This window comes from Fundidesulfovibrio butyratiphilus, assembly GCF_054657235.1.
On sequence record NZ_BAAHXA010000003.1, the window covers coordinates 124733 to 143347 of the forward strand.

Consider the following 18615-nt stretch of genomic DNA (forward strand, 5'->3'; position numbering starts at 1 on the left):
CCCCGGTAACGACGATGCCCCAGACCCCGAACTCGGTCGAAGCCCTCGCCGAGCGTTACGGCCCGGCCTACAAATGGCTGGCCACCCTTTCGGTCATGCTTGGCTGCGTGGCCACCGTGCTCTCGGCCACCATCGTCAACGTGGCCATGCCCGACATCATGGGCGAATTCGGCATGGGGCAGGACAAGGTGCAATGGCTCTCCACGGCCTTTCTCGCCTCCATGACCGTGACCATGCTGGCCACGGCCTGGACCCTGGCCACCTTCGGCCCCCGGAAAACCTACGTGACCTCCCTGGCGGTGTTCGCCGCCGCCTCGATCCTGGGCGCGGCGAGCCCGGGCGAAGAGACGCTCATCCTGGCCAGGACCCTGCAAGGCGCCTGCGCCGGTTTGGTGCAGCCCCTGGCCATGGTGGTCATCTTTTCGGTGTTCGATCCGTCCAAGCGCGGCCTGGCCATGGGCATCTTCGGCCTGGGCGTGGTGCTGGCCCCGGCCCTGGGTCCCACGGTGGGCGGCATGCTCATCGACAACTACTCCTGGCGATACGTGTTCCTGCTGGCCCCGCCCCTGTGCGCGGGCAGCGCGGTCCTCTCCCTCGTCTATCTGCCGGAACAATCCGGGCGCTCCGCCGACCCCTTCGACTGGTGGGGCTTTCTCTGGCTCTGCGCGACCGTGGCTTCCTTTCTCACCGCCCTGTCCAGCGGACAACGCGAAGGCTGGGACTCCAACTTCGTCCGCACCGCCTTTTTCCTCAGCGGAGCCGGGATGGCCCTGTTCATCCGCCGCCAACTGCGCTCCGCCCATCCCCTGCTCACCCTGGAGCTCTATCTCAATCCCCGGTTCGTGGCTTCGTCGGCCGTGGCCTTCATCCTGGGCATGGGACTTTTCGGCTCCACGTACCTCATTCCGCTCTTCGTGCAGACCGTCCAGGGCTACATGCCCACCGAATCGGGACTGTTGCTCATGCCGGGCGGCATCGCCCTGGGGCTGGTCTCGCCCTTGGCCGGCCGGTTGGCCGACCACATCGCGCCGCGCTGGCTCATCGCCCTGGGGCTGGCCCTTTTCGGCTGGTCCAGCCTGCTCATGGCCCACGCGGACACCTCCACGGAGTTCTGGAGCTTTGCCGGATGGGTGGTCCTGGGACGCCTGGGACTGGGCTTCATCCTGCCCTCGCTCAATTCCGGGGCGCTGCGCGTGCTGCGGCCCGACCAGGTGAGCCAGGGCGCGGGGGCGGTCAACTTCATGCGCCAGTTGGGCGGCGCGGTGGGAGTGAGCATCCTTTCCGTCTACCTGGAACGCCAGACCACCCTTTACGCAGCCGAGTTCAACGCGCTACAAAACGGACGACACGCCACGTACGACGCCCTGGATCTGATCAGCATGCTGCTGGGCCGGGCCGGAGTGTTCGACGACGTGGCCCAGGCCCTGCGCCCGCCCGAGGTGTATCGCTATTTTTCGCAAATGGTTTCGGCTCAGGCGAGCATGATGGGATTTCGAGAGAGTTTCTTCCTGGTGGCCCTCATCGCCTTCGCGGCCCTGGTTCCGGCGTGGTTCATGCGCCCGTCCAGGCGGCAAGGCGCCAGCGCCGCCCGCACCTTCATCCGCAACGGGTCGTCGTCATGATTCGCACCATCCTCGCCGCAGTGGACTGCTCCCAGCAACAACGCACCGTCCTGGAACACACCGCCTGGCTGGCCATCCAATTGGACGCCCGGGTCCACGTGGTCAGCGTGGCCAGGCCGGACAGCGGCTGGACCGCCGCCCTCTCGGGCCAGTTCGGCGCGGTGAGCCAGGTCGTGGAAATCGAGGTGCGCAGCGCCCTCGACCAGGCCTGCTCCACGCTTTCGGAAAAGGGCATCCCCTGCTCCACCCACTCGGCCGTGGGCTCCGTGGCCCAGGAAATCGCCCGGCTGGCCGAAGAACTGCAGGTCGACCTCGTGGTCATCGGACACCGCGAACTCTCCTGGCTGGACAAGCTGGTGGACAGTTCCGTGGGGCAAGACCTCATCGCCTGCGCCCCGTGCAACGTTCTGGTGGTCCGGGACTGAGGCGACGCTTGCCAAACCCGCGAACCGGGCGAAAATCCCTGCCCCCGGACCATCCGTTCGCGCGACCCGGGGCCGAAAAGACCGCGCGCCGCCAAAGCGAAAAGCGTTTTTCCGACTGGACGCCCGCGCCGCATACGGCTATTTTCCAGACAATACGACGAGCATCGGCATGGTCATGAACACACGACGCATTCTTCTCGCCCTGACCGGGGCCTCCGGCATGCCCTACGCGCTGTCCCTGGCGCGCGCCCTCTCGGCCGCGGACGGGCTGGAGCTGCACCTGATTTTTTCCCACGCGGCCAAGCGCGTGCTGGCCGTGGAGTCCGACGTGCAGGTCGAAGACCTCATGCGCCTCGCCTGCGAAACCTACGACCAGACCGACCTCGACTCGGGACCGGCCAGCGGCTCCTGGCGGCACTCCGGCATGGTGGTGTGCCCCTGTTCCATGGCCTCGCTGGCCGCCATCGCCTCGGGACTGGGCTCGAACCTGATCCACCGCGCCGCCGACGTCACCCTCAAGGAGGGACGGCCGCTCATTCTCGTGCCGCGGGAAACGCCCCTCAACGAGATCCACCTGCGCAACATGCTGGCGGCCAAACGGGCCGGAGCCGTCATTCTTCCGGCCTGTCCGGGCTTTTACGCCAGACCGAAAACCGTCGAAGACTTGGCCGACTTCATAGCCGCCCGTATCCTCGACCAGTTGGGTGTCGAACACCGACTGGGCAAACGCTGGAAAGACCACGACTGACGCCAAGGAGCCCCTATGAGCCACCTTCTCACCTGGAACGGACACTCCAACTTCACCCTGAGAGCCGACGGCCTCACCCTTCTCATCGACCCGTTTTTCGACGGCAATCCCTCGGCCGGTCTGTCGGCGGCAAAGGTGGGAAAGGTGGACTACGTTCTGGTCACCCACGACCACGGCGACCACGTGGGGCAGGCGGTGGAGATCTGCAAGACCACCGGCGCCAAGCTCTTGGCCATCGTCGAGACCTGCGCCAAGCTCGTCGGCCAGGGCCTGCCCCAGGAGCAGGTCGTCAACGGCATCGGCCTGAACATCGGCGGAACGACCGACCTGGGGCTGGTGAAGGCCACCATGACCCAGGCCGTGCACTCCAGCGAATCGGGACGGCCCGTGGGCTACATCCTGACCCTGGCCGACGGCTACACCCTCTATCACATGGGCGACACCGGGCTGTTCGGGGCCATGGCGCTCTACGGCGAACTCTACAACATCGACCTGGCTCTCATGCCCATCGGCGGCACCTTCACCATGGACCCCCGCCAAGCCGCCCTGGCCTGCGAACTGCTGAAGTGCAAGGCCGTGGTCCCCATGCATTGGGGTACGTTCCCCGTGCTGGAAAGCGGCACGGAAAACTTCGCCAAGGAGTTGGAAACCCGCGACCTGCGCACCAACCTCATCCCGTGCCGACCCGGAGAAACAGTGGCCCTGGACCGCTCGTCCATCGCCTGCGGCTGTTAGCAAAGGGAGCCTCCTCGCGGGGGCTCCTTTCTTTTTTGCGCCGTGTCTCGGGCTACGTGAGCTGATTGCTCTCGTAGCGCTGTTTCACCACGTACATGTGCATGGAGTAAAAAAGCGAAATGGACCAGGCGAAAAGAATCACGCCGGTCAGGGCCTGAAAGGGCGGGAGCAAGGTCCAGGAGCTGTTCCAGGCCGGATCCGGCCCGCCCAGGGTGGTGTAGTTGGCCAGGGCCATGGTGAAGGCCGTGCGGAAGTCGGGCTGGGCGTCCACGGCCAGGGCCGCCAAGGCCCAAAGGGCCACGTTGGAGAGATGTTCGACCGCGATGACGATCAGCGACCAGCCCAGGAACAGCACCACGCGCAAGCTTCCGCCCTCGATGGCGGACCGGCCGTGGCGTCGCACGAACAGACGCACGAGATACGTGCTGATGCACACCTGGTTAATGAACACCAGCAGACATACGGCCAGACACAGCGCAAGTTGGCCAAGCATGCGTTTGCCCTCACTTCCCGGGGATACCGGTTGCGGGGGCGCTCACGGCCCTTCCGCCCGGATGTATCCCCGAAGGCCGCCCGCCCGCCTCATTCGGCGCGCCCTTTGCGCCTGGCCATGTGGGCCAGGAACTGGCTCAGGCTGAGCTTGCGGTTCGAAGGCCCCACCCGCATATAGAACTCCTCTTCCTCCTTGCCGCCGCGCACGTACACCGGATCGTCGCTCGGGACGCAACACACCACCAGCACCCGCTTGCCTTGAACCGGGCGCACGCCGAAGGTCATGTTGCGCGCGCATTCGATGCCCAGATGCTGGTTCACCAGGCCGGTGAAGTGTCTCAGCAAGTGGTCGTCGTTGGTAAAACCGTCCGGATCCAGTCCCAGCACCTGGCCCGCGTCGTCCACGCCCACCACCAGGCACCCGCCCGCGGTGTTCATGAAGGCCGCCAAAGGTTTCATGGCCGCGAGTTCGATTTCCTTGCCGGGCTTTCCGGAGTTCAGGTTGAAGCGCAGGCTGGACTTGAACTCCAACCGGTCGCTCTCCCCCTTGGCGAGCAGGTCCAGCACTTCCCGTTCGGTCTCGAAAAATCCCGGTTCGTCGCTCGCCTGGCCGTGACGCCTGCGCCGCAGGATCATCAGCAGGAGGACCAACCCCGCCACAACGAGAACCGCCAGGATCTCCAGCACGAGCATGGTACGCCCAGCGAAGAATTCGCCCCACAACTCCGACTGGGCGATGGCCACTCCGGCATAGAGAATGTTCTCCCCGCCGGAAACCTGGCTCAGGGCCATCCACCAAGTCTGACCGCCGCTTTGATAGGGAAAGGCCCGGATCAGAGGTTTGCCCTGGCTCCACCAGGCCTGGGCCGCCGCACCCAACTGGGAGTCCATGGCCTGAACGGGATCGAGAAACAGGGGGATGTCGCCCTGGGCCGCTTCCGTCCGGTTCGTCTGCCCCTTGTCCACGGGAGCGTGGTCGGTCTCGTCGTGCAGGCGTCCGAAGTCGAGCACCCGGCCGTTGGCGTCGAGAAGAAGCACCCGCTCGTGTCGGGAGGCCAGATCCCTGGAACAGACCTGATAGATGTCTTCCACGCTGAACACGTAGGTGAGCATGTACGCGGTCTGCCCACCCACGAAGGTGGAGGCCGAGAGCACCGCCCCCTTGGCCACGGGCAGGGAGAACGCCCTGGACCAGACCGGCTTGCCCACATGGATGTTGGTCCGCACGTCTTCCAGGGCCTCCAGGGCGGCCTTGGTGAGTACGGGTTCGGCCAGGGCCGGCCCGGCGAGCTCGCGCGAGGCCTCGTAGCGCCGCCAGGAGAGTTTGCCGTCGGCGTCGGCCACGGCTCCCAGGAACCCGTCGCCGTCACGGGCCAGAAGCACCGTGGGACCGTTCCGGTTCGAGGCGATGACCGCCACCAGGGCGGGTTGTTCGGTCAGGGCCGGGAACAGCAGGGGCACAAGGTCGGCCGCGGGCTTGTCCGCGGACTTGTCCTGCACGAGAAACCCCCTGGCCAGCACCAGGCTGTCCAGGGGGGGAGCCAAAAACAGAACCAACCGATCGCGCAGCCCCCGCGAGGCCGCCTCGGTGATCTGAATGTAGATGTTTTTGCTGACGCGCGACACCTCCACCGCCGCCAGTCCGGCCACGACCAGCACCAAGGCGATGAGCGCCATGACCACTTTGCGATATCCGACCAAGGACTGTACCTCATTGCCGCCGCAAGCCGACGCGACACGGACCGCCGGACGAACCGCGACCCGGTCGTCCGGCGCCGGCCCCGCCGGGAGGCGGCCGTTTCTTCACCTCACCCGAGGGAAACGTTCCAGATCTTTTCGCAATACTCGGCGATGGCCCTGTCCGAGGAAAAAAAGCCCATGCGGGCCACGTTGAGAATGGACATGCGGGTCCACCGTTCCTTGTCCCGGTAGGCCTGGGCCGCCCGTTCCTGACATTCCATATAGGAGTCGAAATCCGCCAGGGCCATGAACTCGTCCCGGTCGCGCAAGGTGCGCACCAGGGGGGCGAACACCTCCCGGTCGCCCCTGGAGTACGCCCCGGCTTCAATCTGGTCCAGGGCCAATCCCAATTCCGGGCTGGCGTCTATGCAGCGTCTGGGGTCGTATCCCTCGCGCCAGCGCGCTTCCACCTGGTCGGTGGTCATGCCGAACAGGAAGAAATTCTCGGGCCCGACCTTCTCGCGTATCTCCACGTTGGCTCCATCCAGGGTGCCGATGGTCAACGCGCCGTTCATGGCGAACTTCATGTTGCCGGTGCCCGAGGCCTCCTTGCCGGCCAGGGATATCTGCTCGGAAAGGTCGGCTCCGGGGTAGATGAACTGGCCGTTCTTCACATTGAAGTTGGGGAAAAACGCCACCCGCAGCCTTCCGCCCACGTCCGGGTCGGCGTTCACGACCTCGGCCACGCCGTTGATCAGCCGAATGATCCGCTTGGCCAAAAAATATCCCGGAGCGGCCTTGCCGCCAAAGAGAAACGCCCGGGGAACGATCTCGATGCCGGGATCGGCCTTGATGCGGTTGTACAGGGCAATCACCCGAAGAATATTCAAATGCTGACGCTTGTACTCGTGAATGCGCTTGACCTGCACGTCGAACATGGCCGTGGGGTCGAGATCCACTTCCGCGCGCGAACGCACCAACGCGGCCAACTTGTTCTTGTTGAGAAACTTCGCCAGCCGCCACAGTTCACGAAATTCCTCATCCTCGACCAGGGGTTCGATCCGGGCGATTTCATCCTCGAACCGGGTGAGCCATCCCGTGCCGATGCGGGCGGTCACGATGCGGGCCAGGCGGGGATTGCACAAGGCCAGCCAACGTCTGGGCGTCACCCCGTTGGTCACGTTGTGAAACTTGTCGGGAAAAAGCCTGGCGAAATCGCTCATGACGTCGGTCTTGAGCAGCTCCGAATGCAGGGCCGCCACCCCGTTCACCGCCCGGCTGCCCAGGGCCGCCAAATGGGCCATGCGCACGTACTTGGGACCGGACTCGTCGAACAGCGAAACCCGGGCCACCAGGCCCTCGTCGCCGGGATGGGCGCGACGCACTTCGTCGAGAAAGCGCCTGTTGATCTCCTCGATGATCTCGTAATGCCGGGGCAGCACTTCGGCGAAAAGGGGAGCGGCCCATTTTTCCAGGGCCTCGGGCAACAGGGTGTGGTTGGTGTAGCCGAAGGTGCGCCGAGTCACGTCCCAGGCATCGTCCCAGGCCATGCGGTGTTCATCCACGAGAATGCGCATGAGTTCGGCCACGCCCACGGCCGGGTGCGTGTCGTTGAGTTGGATGGCGAAATATTCGTGAAAGCGCTCCAATGGCTCCCCGAAGTAGCTGTAGAGCCTGAGCATGTCGCGCAACGAACAGCTTGTGAAAAAATACTGCTGTCCCAGGCGCAATTGTTTGCCGATCGCGGGATCGTCGTTGGGATAAAGCACCTTCGAAATGGTCTCGGAAAAGAGCTTATTGTGTACGGCCTTGAAGTATTCGCCCATGTTGAAGGCCTCGAAGTCGAAGGACTCCACGGCCTGGGCCGCCCACAGGCGCAGGATGTTGCAGACCTTTCCACCCTGGCCGATGACCGGCACGTCGCAAGGCACGCCCCGCACCCTTCTGCCGGGAATCCAACGCACCCGCAGCAGGCCGTGCTCATCGCGGTAGCGTTCGGTGTGACCGCCAAAGCCCACCTCGTGCCCCAACTCGGGGCGCACGATCTCCCACGGAAAGCCGTTTCGCAACCACTTGTCGGCCTGTTCCACCTGCCAGCCGTTCTCTATGGTCTGGGTGAACATGCCGAACTCGTAGCGGATGCCGTACCCCATGGCCGGCACCCCCAGGGTGGCCAGGGAATCCATGTAGCACGCGGCCAGACGCCCCAGCCCGCCGTTGCCCAGCCCCGGCTCCACCTCGCGCTTGAGGATAGTCTTCAGGTTCTGTCCCAGCTCCTTGAGGGCCTGTTCCATCTTCTTGGTGAGCCCAAGCGACAGCAGATTGTCCCCAAGCTGCGGCCCGATGAGAAATTCCGCCGACAGATATCCCACGATGCGCGGCAGCCCGCCCTTGGCCACGGCCTGAACGCGCTCGATCCAGGCCTTGAGCATATGGTCGCGCACGCAATAGGCCACGGCGGCATACCAGTCTTCCAGGGTGGCGTCCGCCTGGATGCGAGCTTGCAGATAATAGAGATTATCGAGCACCGCCCGCTTGAGCGACTCCACGGAATCATCCGTTCGGATGTCCTTGAACTCGGCTTTATCGGATGCGCACGCCATGAGCGACTCCTTGCCGTGACAGGCTGGCGAGAATGTTGGCGGGATGAGGCTGAAAGCCTTACGCTCTATACCCCGTGCGCGCCCCCCTGACAACCGCCAAGCCACTTGGCGACGTTGCCTCGCACCGCGCCCTGGGCTACCCTTTCCCCACACCATACCAGGAGGCCACCCGTGAACCCCGAAGAAGCCCCGCTGCGCCTGATCGCCCACAAGGCGCTCTACGCCAGGGTGCAAGACGCCCACCAGCGACGCGACGAAGCCCTGCGCGAAACCCTCGGCGCGCTCCGTCCGGGGTTGAGCCCGGACGAACTGCAATCCCTGGCCGCCAAAATCCCCCCCCTGATGCCCGAACTCCACCGCGTCTGGATCGCCCTGTTCGTGGACCGACTCTTCGAAACCGCCTCGCGCGAACAACTCGCCACCCTGTGCGACAACTCCCCGAACAACAACGCCGCCCTGGCCCTGGCCTATGCCATGTTCCTCGAATCCGAACGCATGGAAGCGCGCATGCGCCAGGACTTCGCCGCCCTGGGAATCTCCCCCGAAGACGCCCAGGACCTCGCCGCCGTGGGGGCCGCCCTGTGCGCCGGCGATCTGCGGAAGATGGGCGGGGGAAAGGCGCGAGGATAAGAAAGGGCAGGAGAAGAGGAAGAGGCCTCCGGCGGCCAGGGGCCTTGCCCCCGGCCCCCCCCGCGATTCGCTTCGCGTTTCGATGGCAAACGACGTCATTTGACGAGAAAAGCCCTCGGGAGCGGCAAGGCCGCTCCCGAGGGCTTTTTATGATCTTAAAACGCGTAAGGGTATTGCGCCTGTTTTCTTTCAGGCCTTCCTTTCGCGCCAGTCCGGCCCTTGGCGCGGTCGCCCCCGCAGCGCAGGCCACTGGGGAGTCCGAGGGGGTCACCCCCTCGGGCGGGAGACCGGGGGCGGCAGCCCCCGTTTCTCTCTCGCGCTCCCCGTTTTATTCTACACGGCGCCTTCGCTTCTGGGTGCGGACACGTCCAGAAAAACCCGGCGACGAGTCGGATGGGCTGAGCCGTCGCGGCTTGACCGGTCCGCATGGCGCGGACGTTCGGGGCGGCGCTGTTCCTTCTGCTCGGCCTCCTCGGCGTGAAGCCTGGACGGCCGATCGAATTCGCGGGGCTCGCAGGTCGGCGCGGACGTCTTCGGCGGCACGTAGCTTGCCCGCAACCGAGGCGCCGGGGCGTCCACTCCGCCGGGGTACAGGTCCACAGGCTGAACAAAGTCGAAGGGATTGTACCGAGACTCGGGAGCGATCACGTTGCCGTTGACGTTACCGTTGGCCTCGCCCTTGCGCGTGGCCTGGCGATACCCGCCGTCCCCGCCGCGCGAGCGGTTGGACCGGCCTTCGACAAAGGCTCCCCGGGGAGCGCGGCGCTGGCCGCGATTGTCGCGGGAGACGCCGGACGCGGCGCTGTCATACGTCCCGGGCTGACGGTCGTCGTACCCGGCCATGGCGCGGGGACGGGGCTGACGGTCGCCCTGCTCCCTGGCCACGCGGGGCCGACGCTGGCGCTCGCCGACGTTCCGGGAAGCGGGGTCATGAAAAAACTGGCCGCCATATTCGGAAATGGTGTCGAAACTCGGCTGCCGATCGCCCAGGGGCTTGCGCCCGTGGGGGCGTTGCGGCCGCTGGCCGGGACGAGCCCCGGGGCGCGCGCGACGCTCGTCGCGTTCGCCGACGGAAACGGCCCCCGGCTGACGGAAATCGCTCCCCGTCCGGTTCGGACCGCCCTGGCGGTCGCCGCGGGTCGAGGGAGCCGAAAACCTGGGACGGCTGTCCTGCCGGTCCGAAGCCATGGCGGGCCGGAAGGGACGTTCGCGCCGGTCGCTCGGGGCATGGAAGCGGGGCAAATCGTGTTCGGGGGGCGTTTCCTGCCGGTAGTCGAAGCCTTCCAGATTGCGGCGCGGCAAAGGCTTGCCCAGCAGGCGTTCGATGGCCCGCACCATGGACTGGTCCTCGCGGGTGACCAGGGTATGGGCCATGCCGGTGCGCTCGGCGCGACCGGTGCGCCCCACGCGGTGGGTATAGGTTTCCGGGGTGTCGGGGATGTCGAAGTTGATCACGTGCCCGACGCGGGTCACGTCGATGCCGCGCGCGGCGATGTCGGTGGCCACCAGCACGTCGAAGCGCCCGTCGCGGAAGCCGTCCAGGGCGGCCTGGCGCTGACGCTGGGAAAGGTTGCCCTGCAGGGCGGCGGCGCGGTGTCCGGCCTTGCCGATCTGTTCGGCCAGACGTTTGGCCCGGTGCTTGGTGCGGGTAAAGACCAGCACGGACCCGCCTTCGGCCTTGCCCAGGAGGGCCAGGAGCAGCTTGGTCTTGAGCCGGGGTTCGACGGGATAGATGGCCTGGGCCACGGTCTGAGCCGGGGCCGCGTGGCCGATTTTCACCGTGACGGGATCGACGAGAATGTCATTGGCCAATCCGCGAATGCTTTCGGGCATGGTGGCGGAAAAAAGAAGCGTCTGGCGCACGGAGGGCAGCTTGGCCAGAATGCGCTTGATGTCGGGGAGAAAGCCCATGTCGAACATGTGGTCGGCCTCGTCGAGCACCAGCACTTCCACGCCGGAGAGGTCGGCGTGGCCCTGGTTGACGTGGTCGAGCAGGCGTCCCGGGCAGGCCACCACCAGATCGGCTCCGGCGCGCAGCTTGGCGATCTGGGGATTCATGGACACTCCGCCGTAGACCGTGACGGCCTTGAAGATGGTGCCGGCACTGAGTTCCTGGGCGGCGTCGCTCAACTGCTCGGCCAGTTCGCGAGTGGGGGCGATGACCAGGGAGCGAACGCACCCGCGCTTGCGGGCGGGATTTTTCAGAAACCGCTCGATGATGGGCAACATGAAGGCCGCGGTTTTCCCGGTGCCGGTCTGGGCCAGGCCCATGACATCCTTGCCTTCGCGCACCGGCGGAATGGCCTGTTGTTGAATGGGGGTGGGGGTTTCGTAGCCCAGGCGGGCGATGTTGGCTGCGATGCGGGGAAGAAAGGCAAAAGAGTCGAAATTCAAAGGGAATCCTTTTTTTGATCGTTGGCCGCAAGACGGCGCGATGAAATACGGGCGTGACGCGATACGCTGCCTTCCGGTCAGGTCGGCTTCATCGGGGTACGAGGCCCGGCAGGATCAAGACTGTACTGTATGGATGGAGCGAGGTGCAGCGTGTTCCCCGCGTGACAGGCAGGCGTGCCGGATCGGAAACGTCGTTTCCGTGTGTGGCCAATTATATCCGGCGCGACCCTCTGTCAACACCCGAAGCCCTTGTGACAAATTTAGCATATTGACCCCGGAGGCCGAAGCCGGCAAACCAAGCCGGATTCGTCCGCGCCCCCCGCGGCGCGTGGGACCGTAACGCCAAAGACCAAGGAGCCGACCATGTCCGTCATCGTCGTCGACCACCCGCTGGTGCGCCACAAACTGGGCATCCTGCGCGAGGAGGGCGTGAGCACCAAAAACTTCCGCGACCTGGCCAACGAAATCGCCAGACTGCTCACCTACGAAGCCACCAAGGACCTGAAAACCGAACGCAAGACCATCACCGGCTGGGCCGGCTCGGTGGAGGTGGATCAGATTGCCGGCAAAAAGGTCACGGTCGTGCCCGTCCTGCGCGCGGGACTGGGCATGATGGACGGCGTTCTGGACATGATCCCCGGCGCGAAGGTCAGCGTGGTGGGCCTCTACCGGGACGAAAAGACGCTCAAGCCCGTGCGCTATTTCGTCAAGCTGGCCAAGAACATCGAAGAGCGCAGCGCCCTGGTGCTCGATCCCATGCTGGCCACGGGCGGCACCCTGTCCGCCACGGTGGACCTGCTCAAGGAGGCCGGCTGCCCCGGAATCAAGTGCCTCTGCCTGGTCAGCGCGCCCGAAGGCCTGGCCGTCATGGAAAAAAACCACCCGGACGTGGACATCTTCACCGCCGCCGTGGACGAACGCCTCAACGACCAGGGTTACATCCTGCCGGGATTGGGCGACGCCGGCGACAAGATCTTCGGTACGAAATAGCCCGCCCCCCTCAATCCGAAAAGAAAAAGGAGTCCCCGATGGCCATCACGCCAACGCACTATCGGCTTCGCCTGGGCGACGCTCCCGTGGGCGCGCAGATGCTCTTCGTGGCCTTCGGCGCCCTGGTGCTGGTTCCGCTACTCACCGGCCTGGACCCCAACGTGGCCCTGTTCACGGCCGGCTTGGGCACGCTATGCTATCAAGTTCTGACGAAATTTCGCATTCCCATCTTCCTGGGCTCGTCGTTCGCCTTCATCGCCCCCATCATGCTCTGCACCCAGCGCTACGGACAAAGCGCCACCCTGGGCGGACTGGCCTGCGTGGGGTTCATGTACGCCCTGTTCGCGGGGCTCATCAAATGGCGCGGACAGGGATTTCTCCACCGCTATCTTCCGCCGGTGGTCACGGGGCCGGTCATCATGGTCATCGGCCTGATCCTGGCCCCGGTGGGCGTGTTCATGGCCATGGGCAAGACCGGAGACGGAGCCAAGATCCTCTACCCCGAAAACAAGGCCATGCTCATCTCCATGCTTTCCCTGGCCGTGACCGTGCTGGTGGCCATCCGGGGACGGGGGATATTGCGGCTCATTCCCATCATCTGCGGCATCGCGGCCGGATACGCGGCCTCCCTGTTCGCCGGCATGGTCGACTTTTCCCCCGTCGTCGCCGCGCCCTGGTTCAAGATTCCCAGCTTCACCGCGCCCACGTTCAACTTCGAGGCCGTGGTGCTCATCGTGCCCGTGGCCATCGCCCCGATCATCGAGCACTTTGGCGGCATCCTGGCCATCGGACAGGTGACCGGCCGCGACTACCTGCAAAATCCCGGCATCCATCGCTCGCTCATGGGAGACGGCGTGGCCACGGCCCTGGCGGGCTTTCTGGGCGGACCGCCCCTGACCACCTACGCCGAGGTGACCGGAGCGGTATCGCTCATCAAGATCTACAATCCCGGGCTCATGACCTGGGCGGCGCTCACCGCCCTGTGCCTGGCCTTCGTGGGCAAGCTGGGAGCCCTGCTCCAGACGATACCCGGACCGGTCATGGGCGGCATCATGCTCTTGCTGTTCGGGGCCATCATGGTGGTGGGACTCAACTCCCTGGTGTTGGCCGGGCAGGACCTCCTGCGTCCGCGCAACATGGTGCTGGTGGCGCTCATCGTGGTGCTGGGCATGGGCAAGATGAGCTTTTCCTTCTTCGGCGTGCATCTGGAAGGCATCGGCCTGGCCGGCGTGGCCGGCGTGGCGCTCAACATCATCCTGCCGCGAGAGGCCGAAGCGCCGGGAGAAGAGGGCATGGAGTCCGCCAAAGACTAGACCGCATCCCGTGCGCCCGACCGAAAGGACCATTGTCTGACAAAATACAGCCACGACCGCAAGTCCATGCGCCAGCACCGTCGCCATCGGCTTTTCATGTTTGTCGTTGGCGACGAATAACGGATCTCAAATGAACGTCGTGTCCGTCGGACACACTTCACCGGTTCGCCAACGCGGCATCCCGACGCGGCGCTGTGTGCTTTTCTCCCGTGGAGACCCATATTGCTTGTGCCGCGCCATGCTGAACATAAAACAACTGTTGATAGCCACATAATTCGTTTTCAAGGTTCCGTGAACCGGCCGTGAAAGCCCGATCAGCGCGTAACAGGAACCTTTCCGAGACACGGTTTGGGAAACCATGCCACCGCATTTGCCGCCCTCCGCACCGCGCACAACGGCGGCAAGGCGACGCTTTCCCCGGAGCATACGCCGGCTCGTCAAAATCAGTTGCCTAGATTTGCTTTCTTTTCTATACTGTTATTGAAACGGCGTAATTTGAGCAGGTTAACAGGTCCCCTTCATGCAGCATTCGCCCCAAGATCTCCTCGTCCAGGCACGCAAACACTTGATGAACATCGTGGTCATTCTCAAGGACGGCGACATCGACGCGGCCATCAAGTCCGTTTTGTTCGGCCTTTTCGTCTACATGAAGCACGGAAATCTACTTATCCGACAGGAAAAGAAAGAATTTCAGAACCTCCTGGTCAAGGCCGTCAACCTCATCAATCTCGATCCCCTGGTGAAGCAGGTCAGTTCCACCGCCCTGGAGTATCAGCCCAAAAAAGAGACCGAACTGCTCACCAAGCTCCGCGCCCTGCCCCCGCTGCTGGAAGCCGTACGCAAGCAGCGCGAGGACCAAATGGCCGGGCAACGCGAACAGTCCCGCATCGACCGGCTGGAAAAAGGCAAACAACTCATCGCCCAGCGCTATTTCGACGGCGCGTTGCAGCACTTTCGCCGCCTCAGCGACGATTTTCCGCAGGACGCCGCGCTCCACGCCCAGATCGGCAAAATTCTTTTTGACATCAACCACGTGGAATGCATAACCTTTCTTGAGAAGGCCGCCGAGCTTGATCCCGCCGACCACAAAAGCCTGGCCATGATGGGCGTGGCCCTGCGCAAGACGAAAAAATTCGACCAGGCCGAGCGCGCCTACATGGCGGCACTGGACATCGACAAAGACAACATTAATTATCTCTTCAATCTGTCACGGGTGTACATCGACTCGACAAACTGGGCCAAGGCCCAGGAGGTGCTGGGCAAGGTGTTGGCCCTGGACCCGTCTTTGGAACCCGCCAAAAAAGGACTGGAATTCTGCACCAGACACTGCCGGGACAGCCTGTAATGAGCGTACCTTCCCTCCAGGGCGGGCCTTACGCCCCCTTGACCCGGCTGGGACCGCCCGACCGGCCGGACCCCGCCGCCCTTCCTCCGGCCCCCAGCGACGAATCCTGCTTCGCCCTCTGGGACCGCTTCGACATGTTGCCGCACATCCGCGAACACAGCCTGATGGTCGCCGAGGTCGCCACCAACCTGGCCCTGTGCGCCAAACGGATCGGACTCGACGAAGACGTGCAGCTCGTACGGGCGTCGGCCCTTTTGCACGACATCGCCAAGACCTACACCATCCGCTACGGCGGCAGCCACAGCCAACTCGGCGGCGCCTGGATGCAGGAGGAAACCGGAAATCCCCTGTTGGCCATGGGCATCGTCCACCATGTCCATTGGCCCTGGATCCTGGACGTGAAAAACTACTTTCTGCCCCTGGCCATCATCTACGGCGACAAACGCGTGCGACACAACGTGGTGGTTTCCCTGGACGAACGTTTCGAAGACCTGTACGCCCGCTACGGGGCCACACAGGACATCAGAGGCCGTCTGGCCGAATCCCAAAAGCAGGCCGCGTCCCTGGAAGCGGCCTTCGGGAAATTGCTGGGAGTCGATCTCAATGAACATCCTTTTGATTGCGGGCGGGTGGTCAAGTGAACGCGAGGTTTCCCTGGCGGGAGCGGCCCAGATAGAAGAGGCGCTCAAACGCCTGGGCCACACGGTAACCCGCTTCGACCCGCTGACCGACTTCGACCGGTTGACCTCGGCCGCCGCCGGACACGACTTCGCCTTCATCAACCTGCACGGACAACCCGGCGAGGACGGACTGATCCAGGCCATGCTCAACGCCTGCGGCCTGCCCTACCAGGGCAGCGGGCCGGAACCGTCGTTTCTGGCCCTGAACAAGGCCTGCGCCAAACAGGTTTTCCGCGCCAACGCCATCGCCACTCCGGACTGGCGCCTGCTCATCGGCCAAGCCCCCGAGGGCTGGGTGCCGGACTTCGCGTTCCCCGTGTTCGTCAAGCCCAACACGGGCGGATCGAGCGTGGGCATGAGCCTGGTCAAGACGCCGCAAGACCTGCCGGCGGCCCTGGAACTGGCCTTCTCCCAAGGGCGCGAGGTGCTGGTGGAGCCGGCCGTGGACGGCCCGGAAGTGACCTGCGCGGTGCTGGGCGACCGGGCCTTGCCGCCCATTCTCATAAAACCCAAGGTCGGCGTGTTCTTCGATTACGACAGCAAATACGCCCAGGGCGGCGCGGACGAAATCTGTCCCGCCCCCCTGCCCTCCCGCATTCTGCAGGCCGTGGAGGCCGCGGCCCTGGCCGCGCACAAGGCCCTGGGACTGACGGGATACAGTCGCAGCGATTTCATGCTGCAAGGCGAGACGCCGCTCATTCTCGAAGTCAACACCCTGCCCGGCATGACCGCCACCAGCCTCATTCCCAAATCGGCCAAGGCCACCGGCATGGACTTCGACGCCCTGGTGGCCAAGCTGGTCGCCCTGGGACTGGAAGAACGCCGCAAGCCCGCGGGGAATGCGCGCAACAACGAACTGGACCTTTGACCCCAGGCGGGATACACAGCGCGGCGTCCTGACACCGCATACAGTCAACGACCGCCCCGAGCGGATTTCTGGAGAGTTCATGAGAGCGTTTCTTGCCCTGGAAGACGGCGCCCTGTTTGAAGGGAAGTCCTTTACCGGAGAAGGATTCTCCGGCGGAGAAGTCATCTTCAACACCGGCATGACCGGCTACCAGGAGGTGCTGACCGACCCCTCCTATTTCGGCCAGATGGTGTGCATGACGTATCCGCATATCGGCAACTACGGCGTCAACCTGGAAGACGTGGAATCGAGCCGCGTCCAGGTGGCCGGCTTCATCGTCAAGGAGTGCTGCAAACAGCCTTCCAACTGGCGTTCGCGCGAGTCCCTGCCCGACTACCTGGTGCGCCACGGGGTCATGGGCATCGAGGGCGTGGACACCCGGGCGCTCACCCGCCACCTGCGCCTGCACGGAGCCCAACGCGCGGTCATCTCCACCGAGTCGGACGACCCGGCCACCCTGGTGGCCCAGGCCAAAGCCCTGCCCCCCATGGAAGGCCTCAACCTGGCCGATAAGCTTTCTCCCTTGCAGCCCTACGTCTGGAAGGACGGCCGTCCCCATCCCGTCGAAATCAAGGACGGAACCTACGACTGGCCCGGCCCCGGGCCGCGCGTGGTGGCCTTCGACTGCGGCATCAAGTGGAACATCCTGCGCCTGCTGGTGGCCGAAGGGCTCGACATCCTGGTGGTTCCCTCGTCCTACACGGCGGCCCAGGTGCGCAAGCTCGCTCCGGAGTCGGTGTTTCTTTCCAGCGGCCCCGGCGACCCGGCCGTGCTCACCGGACTCATCGAGGCCACCCGCGAACTGTGCCAGGAATATCCCACCGCCGGCATCTGCCTGGGCCACCAGTTGCTCGGACTGGCCCTTGGCGGCAAGACCTTCAAGCTCAAGTTCGGCCACCACGGCCTGAACCATCCGGTAAAAGAGGTGGCCACCGGGCACATCGAGATTTCCTCGCAGAATCACGGCTTCTGCGTGGACACCAACACATTGAAAGATGTAGAGATTACCCACGTCAACTTGAATGACGGCACCGTGGAAGGGTTTGCGCACCGGAAAAAGCCCATCATGGCCATTCAGTTTCACCCCGAGGCCGGCCCGGGTCCCCACGACAGCCGCTCGTTCTTCAAACGGTACAGGCAGATGCTTCTGCGGGAGCTGGGCAGGTAGCACCCACCGGCCAAGGGTCCCGCGCAAAAAACGGAAGACTCGGCCGGAGGCTGAACCCCAGGCGGACGAACGATGTCGGCTTCACTCACCAAGGCCAGGGCGCAGATTGCCCGAGTGGGCGGTTTTCTCAAGCAGGGAAAGCCCTTGCCCGCCGCGACCGCGTTGCAGGAAGCCCTGTCTTCCATGCTGCGCCAGCAGCTCATGAAGGCCGAGCGGGCCGAGTTCGCCAAGATGATCGAACAGGCCGTCTATCTGCTCAACAACAACGCGGAACTGCGCAAAAGCTACCCCCTCATTTTGCCCTACAAGCCCGGCGAGGAGAAAGAACTCCTCGCCGCGCTCAACGACCTTCTCGGCGCGCTGCAAACGGAAGCCGTGGACGAGGCCAAGGACCAGATCGAGCAGATGGAGCAGCGGCGTTCCCGAGCGTTCGAGCAAGGACGCGAGCTGTTGGCCAAAAAGGAGATCGCCCCGGCTCGCAAGCTGCTCTCCTCCCTGGTGCGGGAACATCCCTCGGATTCGGCCCTGCGGGCCGAGGTGGCCGAACTCTTCATCGAGTTCGAATACTACGAGGACGCTTTCAACTATCTCGACGAGGCCCTGGCGCTCAGCCCCGAGCAACTCCACCTGTACAACCGCATTGGTATCGTGCTGCGCAAAATGCGTCAGTTCGACGTGGCGGAAAAGTACTTCATGCGGGCCGTGGCCTACGCCAAGCACGATCCCAACCTCTACTTCAACCTGGGCCGGCTTTATGTCGACTGGCAGCGCTACGACAAGGCGGAAAAGGCCGCCAAGCTGGCCCTGGGCCTCGACCCCGACTTCAAGGAAGCCCACAAGCTGCTCGTTTTCTCCAGACGCAAGCTCGACGGCGCGGGGTAGG

At 64.4% G+C, this 18615-nt stretch carries 16 protein-coding genes; 12 read left to right on the plus strand and 4 right to left on the minus strand.

Annotated features, from left to right (window positions below):
* The first annotated feature begins 14 nt into the window (after positions 1-14).
* The 4 genes from ACYQ01_RS16735 (at position 15) to ACYQ01_RS16750 (ending at position 3530) form a co-directional block, all read left to right on the plus strand.
* Positions 15-1622 (plus strand): DHA2 family efflux MFS transporter permease subunit, encoded by a 1608-nt coding sequence (locus tag ACYQ01_RS16735; protein ID WP_459934958.1) that lies wholly within the window; start codon positions 15-17, stop codon positions 1620-1622.
* Positions 1619-2047, plus strand: a complete 429-nt coding sequence (locus ACYQ01_RS16740; RefSeq protein ID WP_459934959.1) for a universal stress protein — start codon at positions 1619-1621, stop codon at positions 2045-2047. Before ACYQ01_RS16735 ends, ACYQ01_RS16740 begins: the two co-directional genes overlap by 4 nt.
* Before the next feature lie 175 nt (positions 2048-2222).
* Entirely contained in the window at positions 2223-2795 is a 573-nt protein-coding gene (locus ACYQ01_RS16745) for a UbiX family flavin prenyltransferase (protein ID WP_459935444.1), read from the plus strand.
* 15 nt (positions 2796-2810) lie between these two features.
* Positions 2811-3530 (plus strand): metal-dependent hydrolase, encoded by a 720-nt coding sequence (locus tag ACYQ01_RS16750; RefSeq protein ID WP_459934960.1) that lies wholly within the window; start codon positions 2811-2813, stop codon positions 3528-3530.
* A 52-nt stretch (positions 3531-3582) separates the two neighbouring features.
* Here the strand turns inward: ACYQ01_RS16750 and ACYQ01_RS16755 are convergent, their stop codons facing one another.
* The 3 genes from ACYQ01_RS16755 to ACYQ01_RS16765 form a co-directional block, all read right to left on the minus strand.
* Entirely contained in the window at positions 3583-4023 is a 441-nt protein-coding gene (locus tag ACYQ01_RS16755) for a hypothetical protein (RefSeq protein ID WP_459934961.1), read from the minus strand.
* Between the two features lie 89 nt (positions 4024-4112).
* Positions 4113-5723 carry an AlbA family DNA-binding domain-containing protein gene (locus ACYQ01_RS16760; RefSeq protein ID WP_459934962.1) on the minus strand — a complete coding sequence of 537 codons (1611 nt, stop codon included), beginning with the start codon at positions 5721-5723 and terminating at the stop codon, positions 4113-4115.
* A gap of 107 nt (positions 5724-5830) precedes the next feature.
* Positions 5831-8305 carry a glycogen/starch/alpha-glucan phosphorylase gene (locus tag ACYQ01_RS16765; protein WP_459934963.1) on the minus strand — a complete coding sequence of 825 codons (2475 nt, stop codon included), beginning with the start codon at positions 8303-8305 and terminating at the stop codon, positions 5831-5833.
* Positions 8306-8476: 171 nt separating this feature from the next.
* Here ACYQ01_RS16765 and ACYQ01_RS16770 point away from each other — a divergent pair, with 171 nt between their 5' ends.
* Complete coding sequence (locus ACYQ01_RS16770; protein WP_459934964.1) at positions 8477-8935, plus strand: hypothetical protein; 459 nt, start codon at positions 8477-8479, stop codon at positions 8933-8935.
* 333 nt (positions 8936-9268) lie between these two features.
* Here ACYQ01_RS16770 and ACYQ01_RS16775 read toward each other — a convergent pair whose 3' ends face one another.
* A complete protein-coding gene (locus ACYQ01_RS16775; protein WP_459934965.1) occupies positions 9269-11329 on the minus strand; it encodes a DEAD/DEAH box helicase in 2061 nt (686 codons plus the stop codon).
* Positions 11330-11692: 363 nt separating this feature from the next.
* Between ACYQ01_RS16775 and upp the strand changes: the two genes are divergently transcribed.
* The 7 genes from upp (at position 11693) to ACYQ01_RS16810 (ending at position 18614) form a co-directional block, all read left to right on the plus strand.
* Positions 11693-12319 carry a uracil phosphoribosyltransferase gene (gene upp / locus ACYQ01_RS16780; protein WP_459934966.1) on the plus strand — a complete coding sequence of 209 codons (627 nt, stop codon included), beginning with the start codon at positions 11693-11695 and terminating at the stop codon, positions 12317-12319.
* Between the two features lie 38 nt (positions 12320-12357).
* Complete coding sequence (locus ACYQ01_RS16785) at positions 12358-13632, plus strand: uracil-xanthine permease family protein (protein ID WP_459934967.1); 1275 nt, start codon at positions 12358-12360, stop codon at positions 13630-13632.
* Positions 13633-14152: 520 nt separating this feature from the next.
* Positions 14153-14977, plus strand: coding sequence for a tetratricopeptide repeat protein (locus tag ACYQ01_RS16790; protein WP_459934968.1), 825 nt, complete (start codon positions 14153-14155; stop codon positions 14975-14977).
* A complete protein-coding gene (locus tag ACYQ01_RS16795; RefSeq protein WP_459934969.1) occupies positions 14977-15618 on the plus strand; it encodes an HDIG domain-containing metalloprotein in 642 nt (213 codons plus the stop codon). The genes ACYQ01_RS16790 and ACYQ01_RS16795 overlap by 1 nt, the downstream gene beginning before the upstream one ends.
* Positions 15581-16525: a D-alanine--D-alanine ligase gene (locus ACYQ01_RS16800; protein ID WP_459934970.1), complete on the plus strand. Its 945-nt coding sequence runs from the start codon at positions 15581-15583 to the stop codon at positions 16523-16525. The genes ACYQ01_RS16795 and ACYQ01_RS16800 overlap by 38 nt, the downstream gene beginning before the upstream one ends.
* A 79-nt stretch (positions 16526-16604) precedes the next feature.
* A complete protein-coding gene (gene carA, locus ACYQ01_RS16805; RefSeq protein WP_459934971.1) occupies positions 16605-17732 on the plus strand; it encodes a glutamine-hydrolyzing carbamoyl-phosphate synthase small subunit in 1128 nt (375 codons plus the stop codon).
* A 72-nt stretch (positions 17733-17804) separates the two neighbouring features.
* Positions 17805-18614 carry a tetratricopeptide repeat protein gene (locus tag ACYQ01_RS16810; RefSeq protein ID WP_459934972.1) on the plus strand — a complete coding sequence of 270 codons (810 nt, stop codon included), beginning with the start codon at positions 17805-17807 and terminating at the stop codon, positions 18612-18614.
* Position 18615 lies beyond the last annotated feature (1 nt).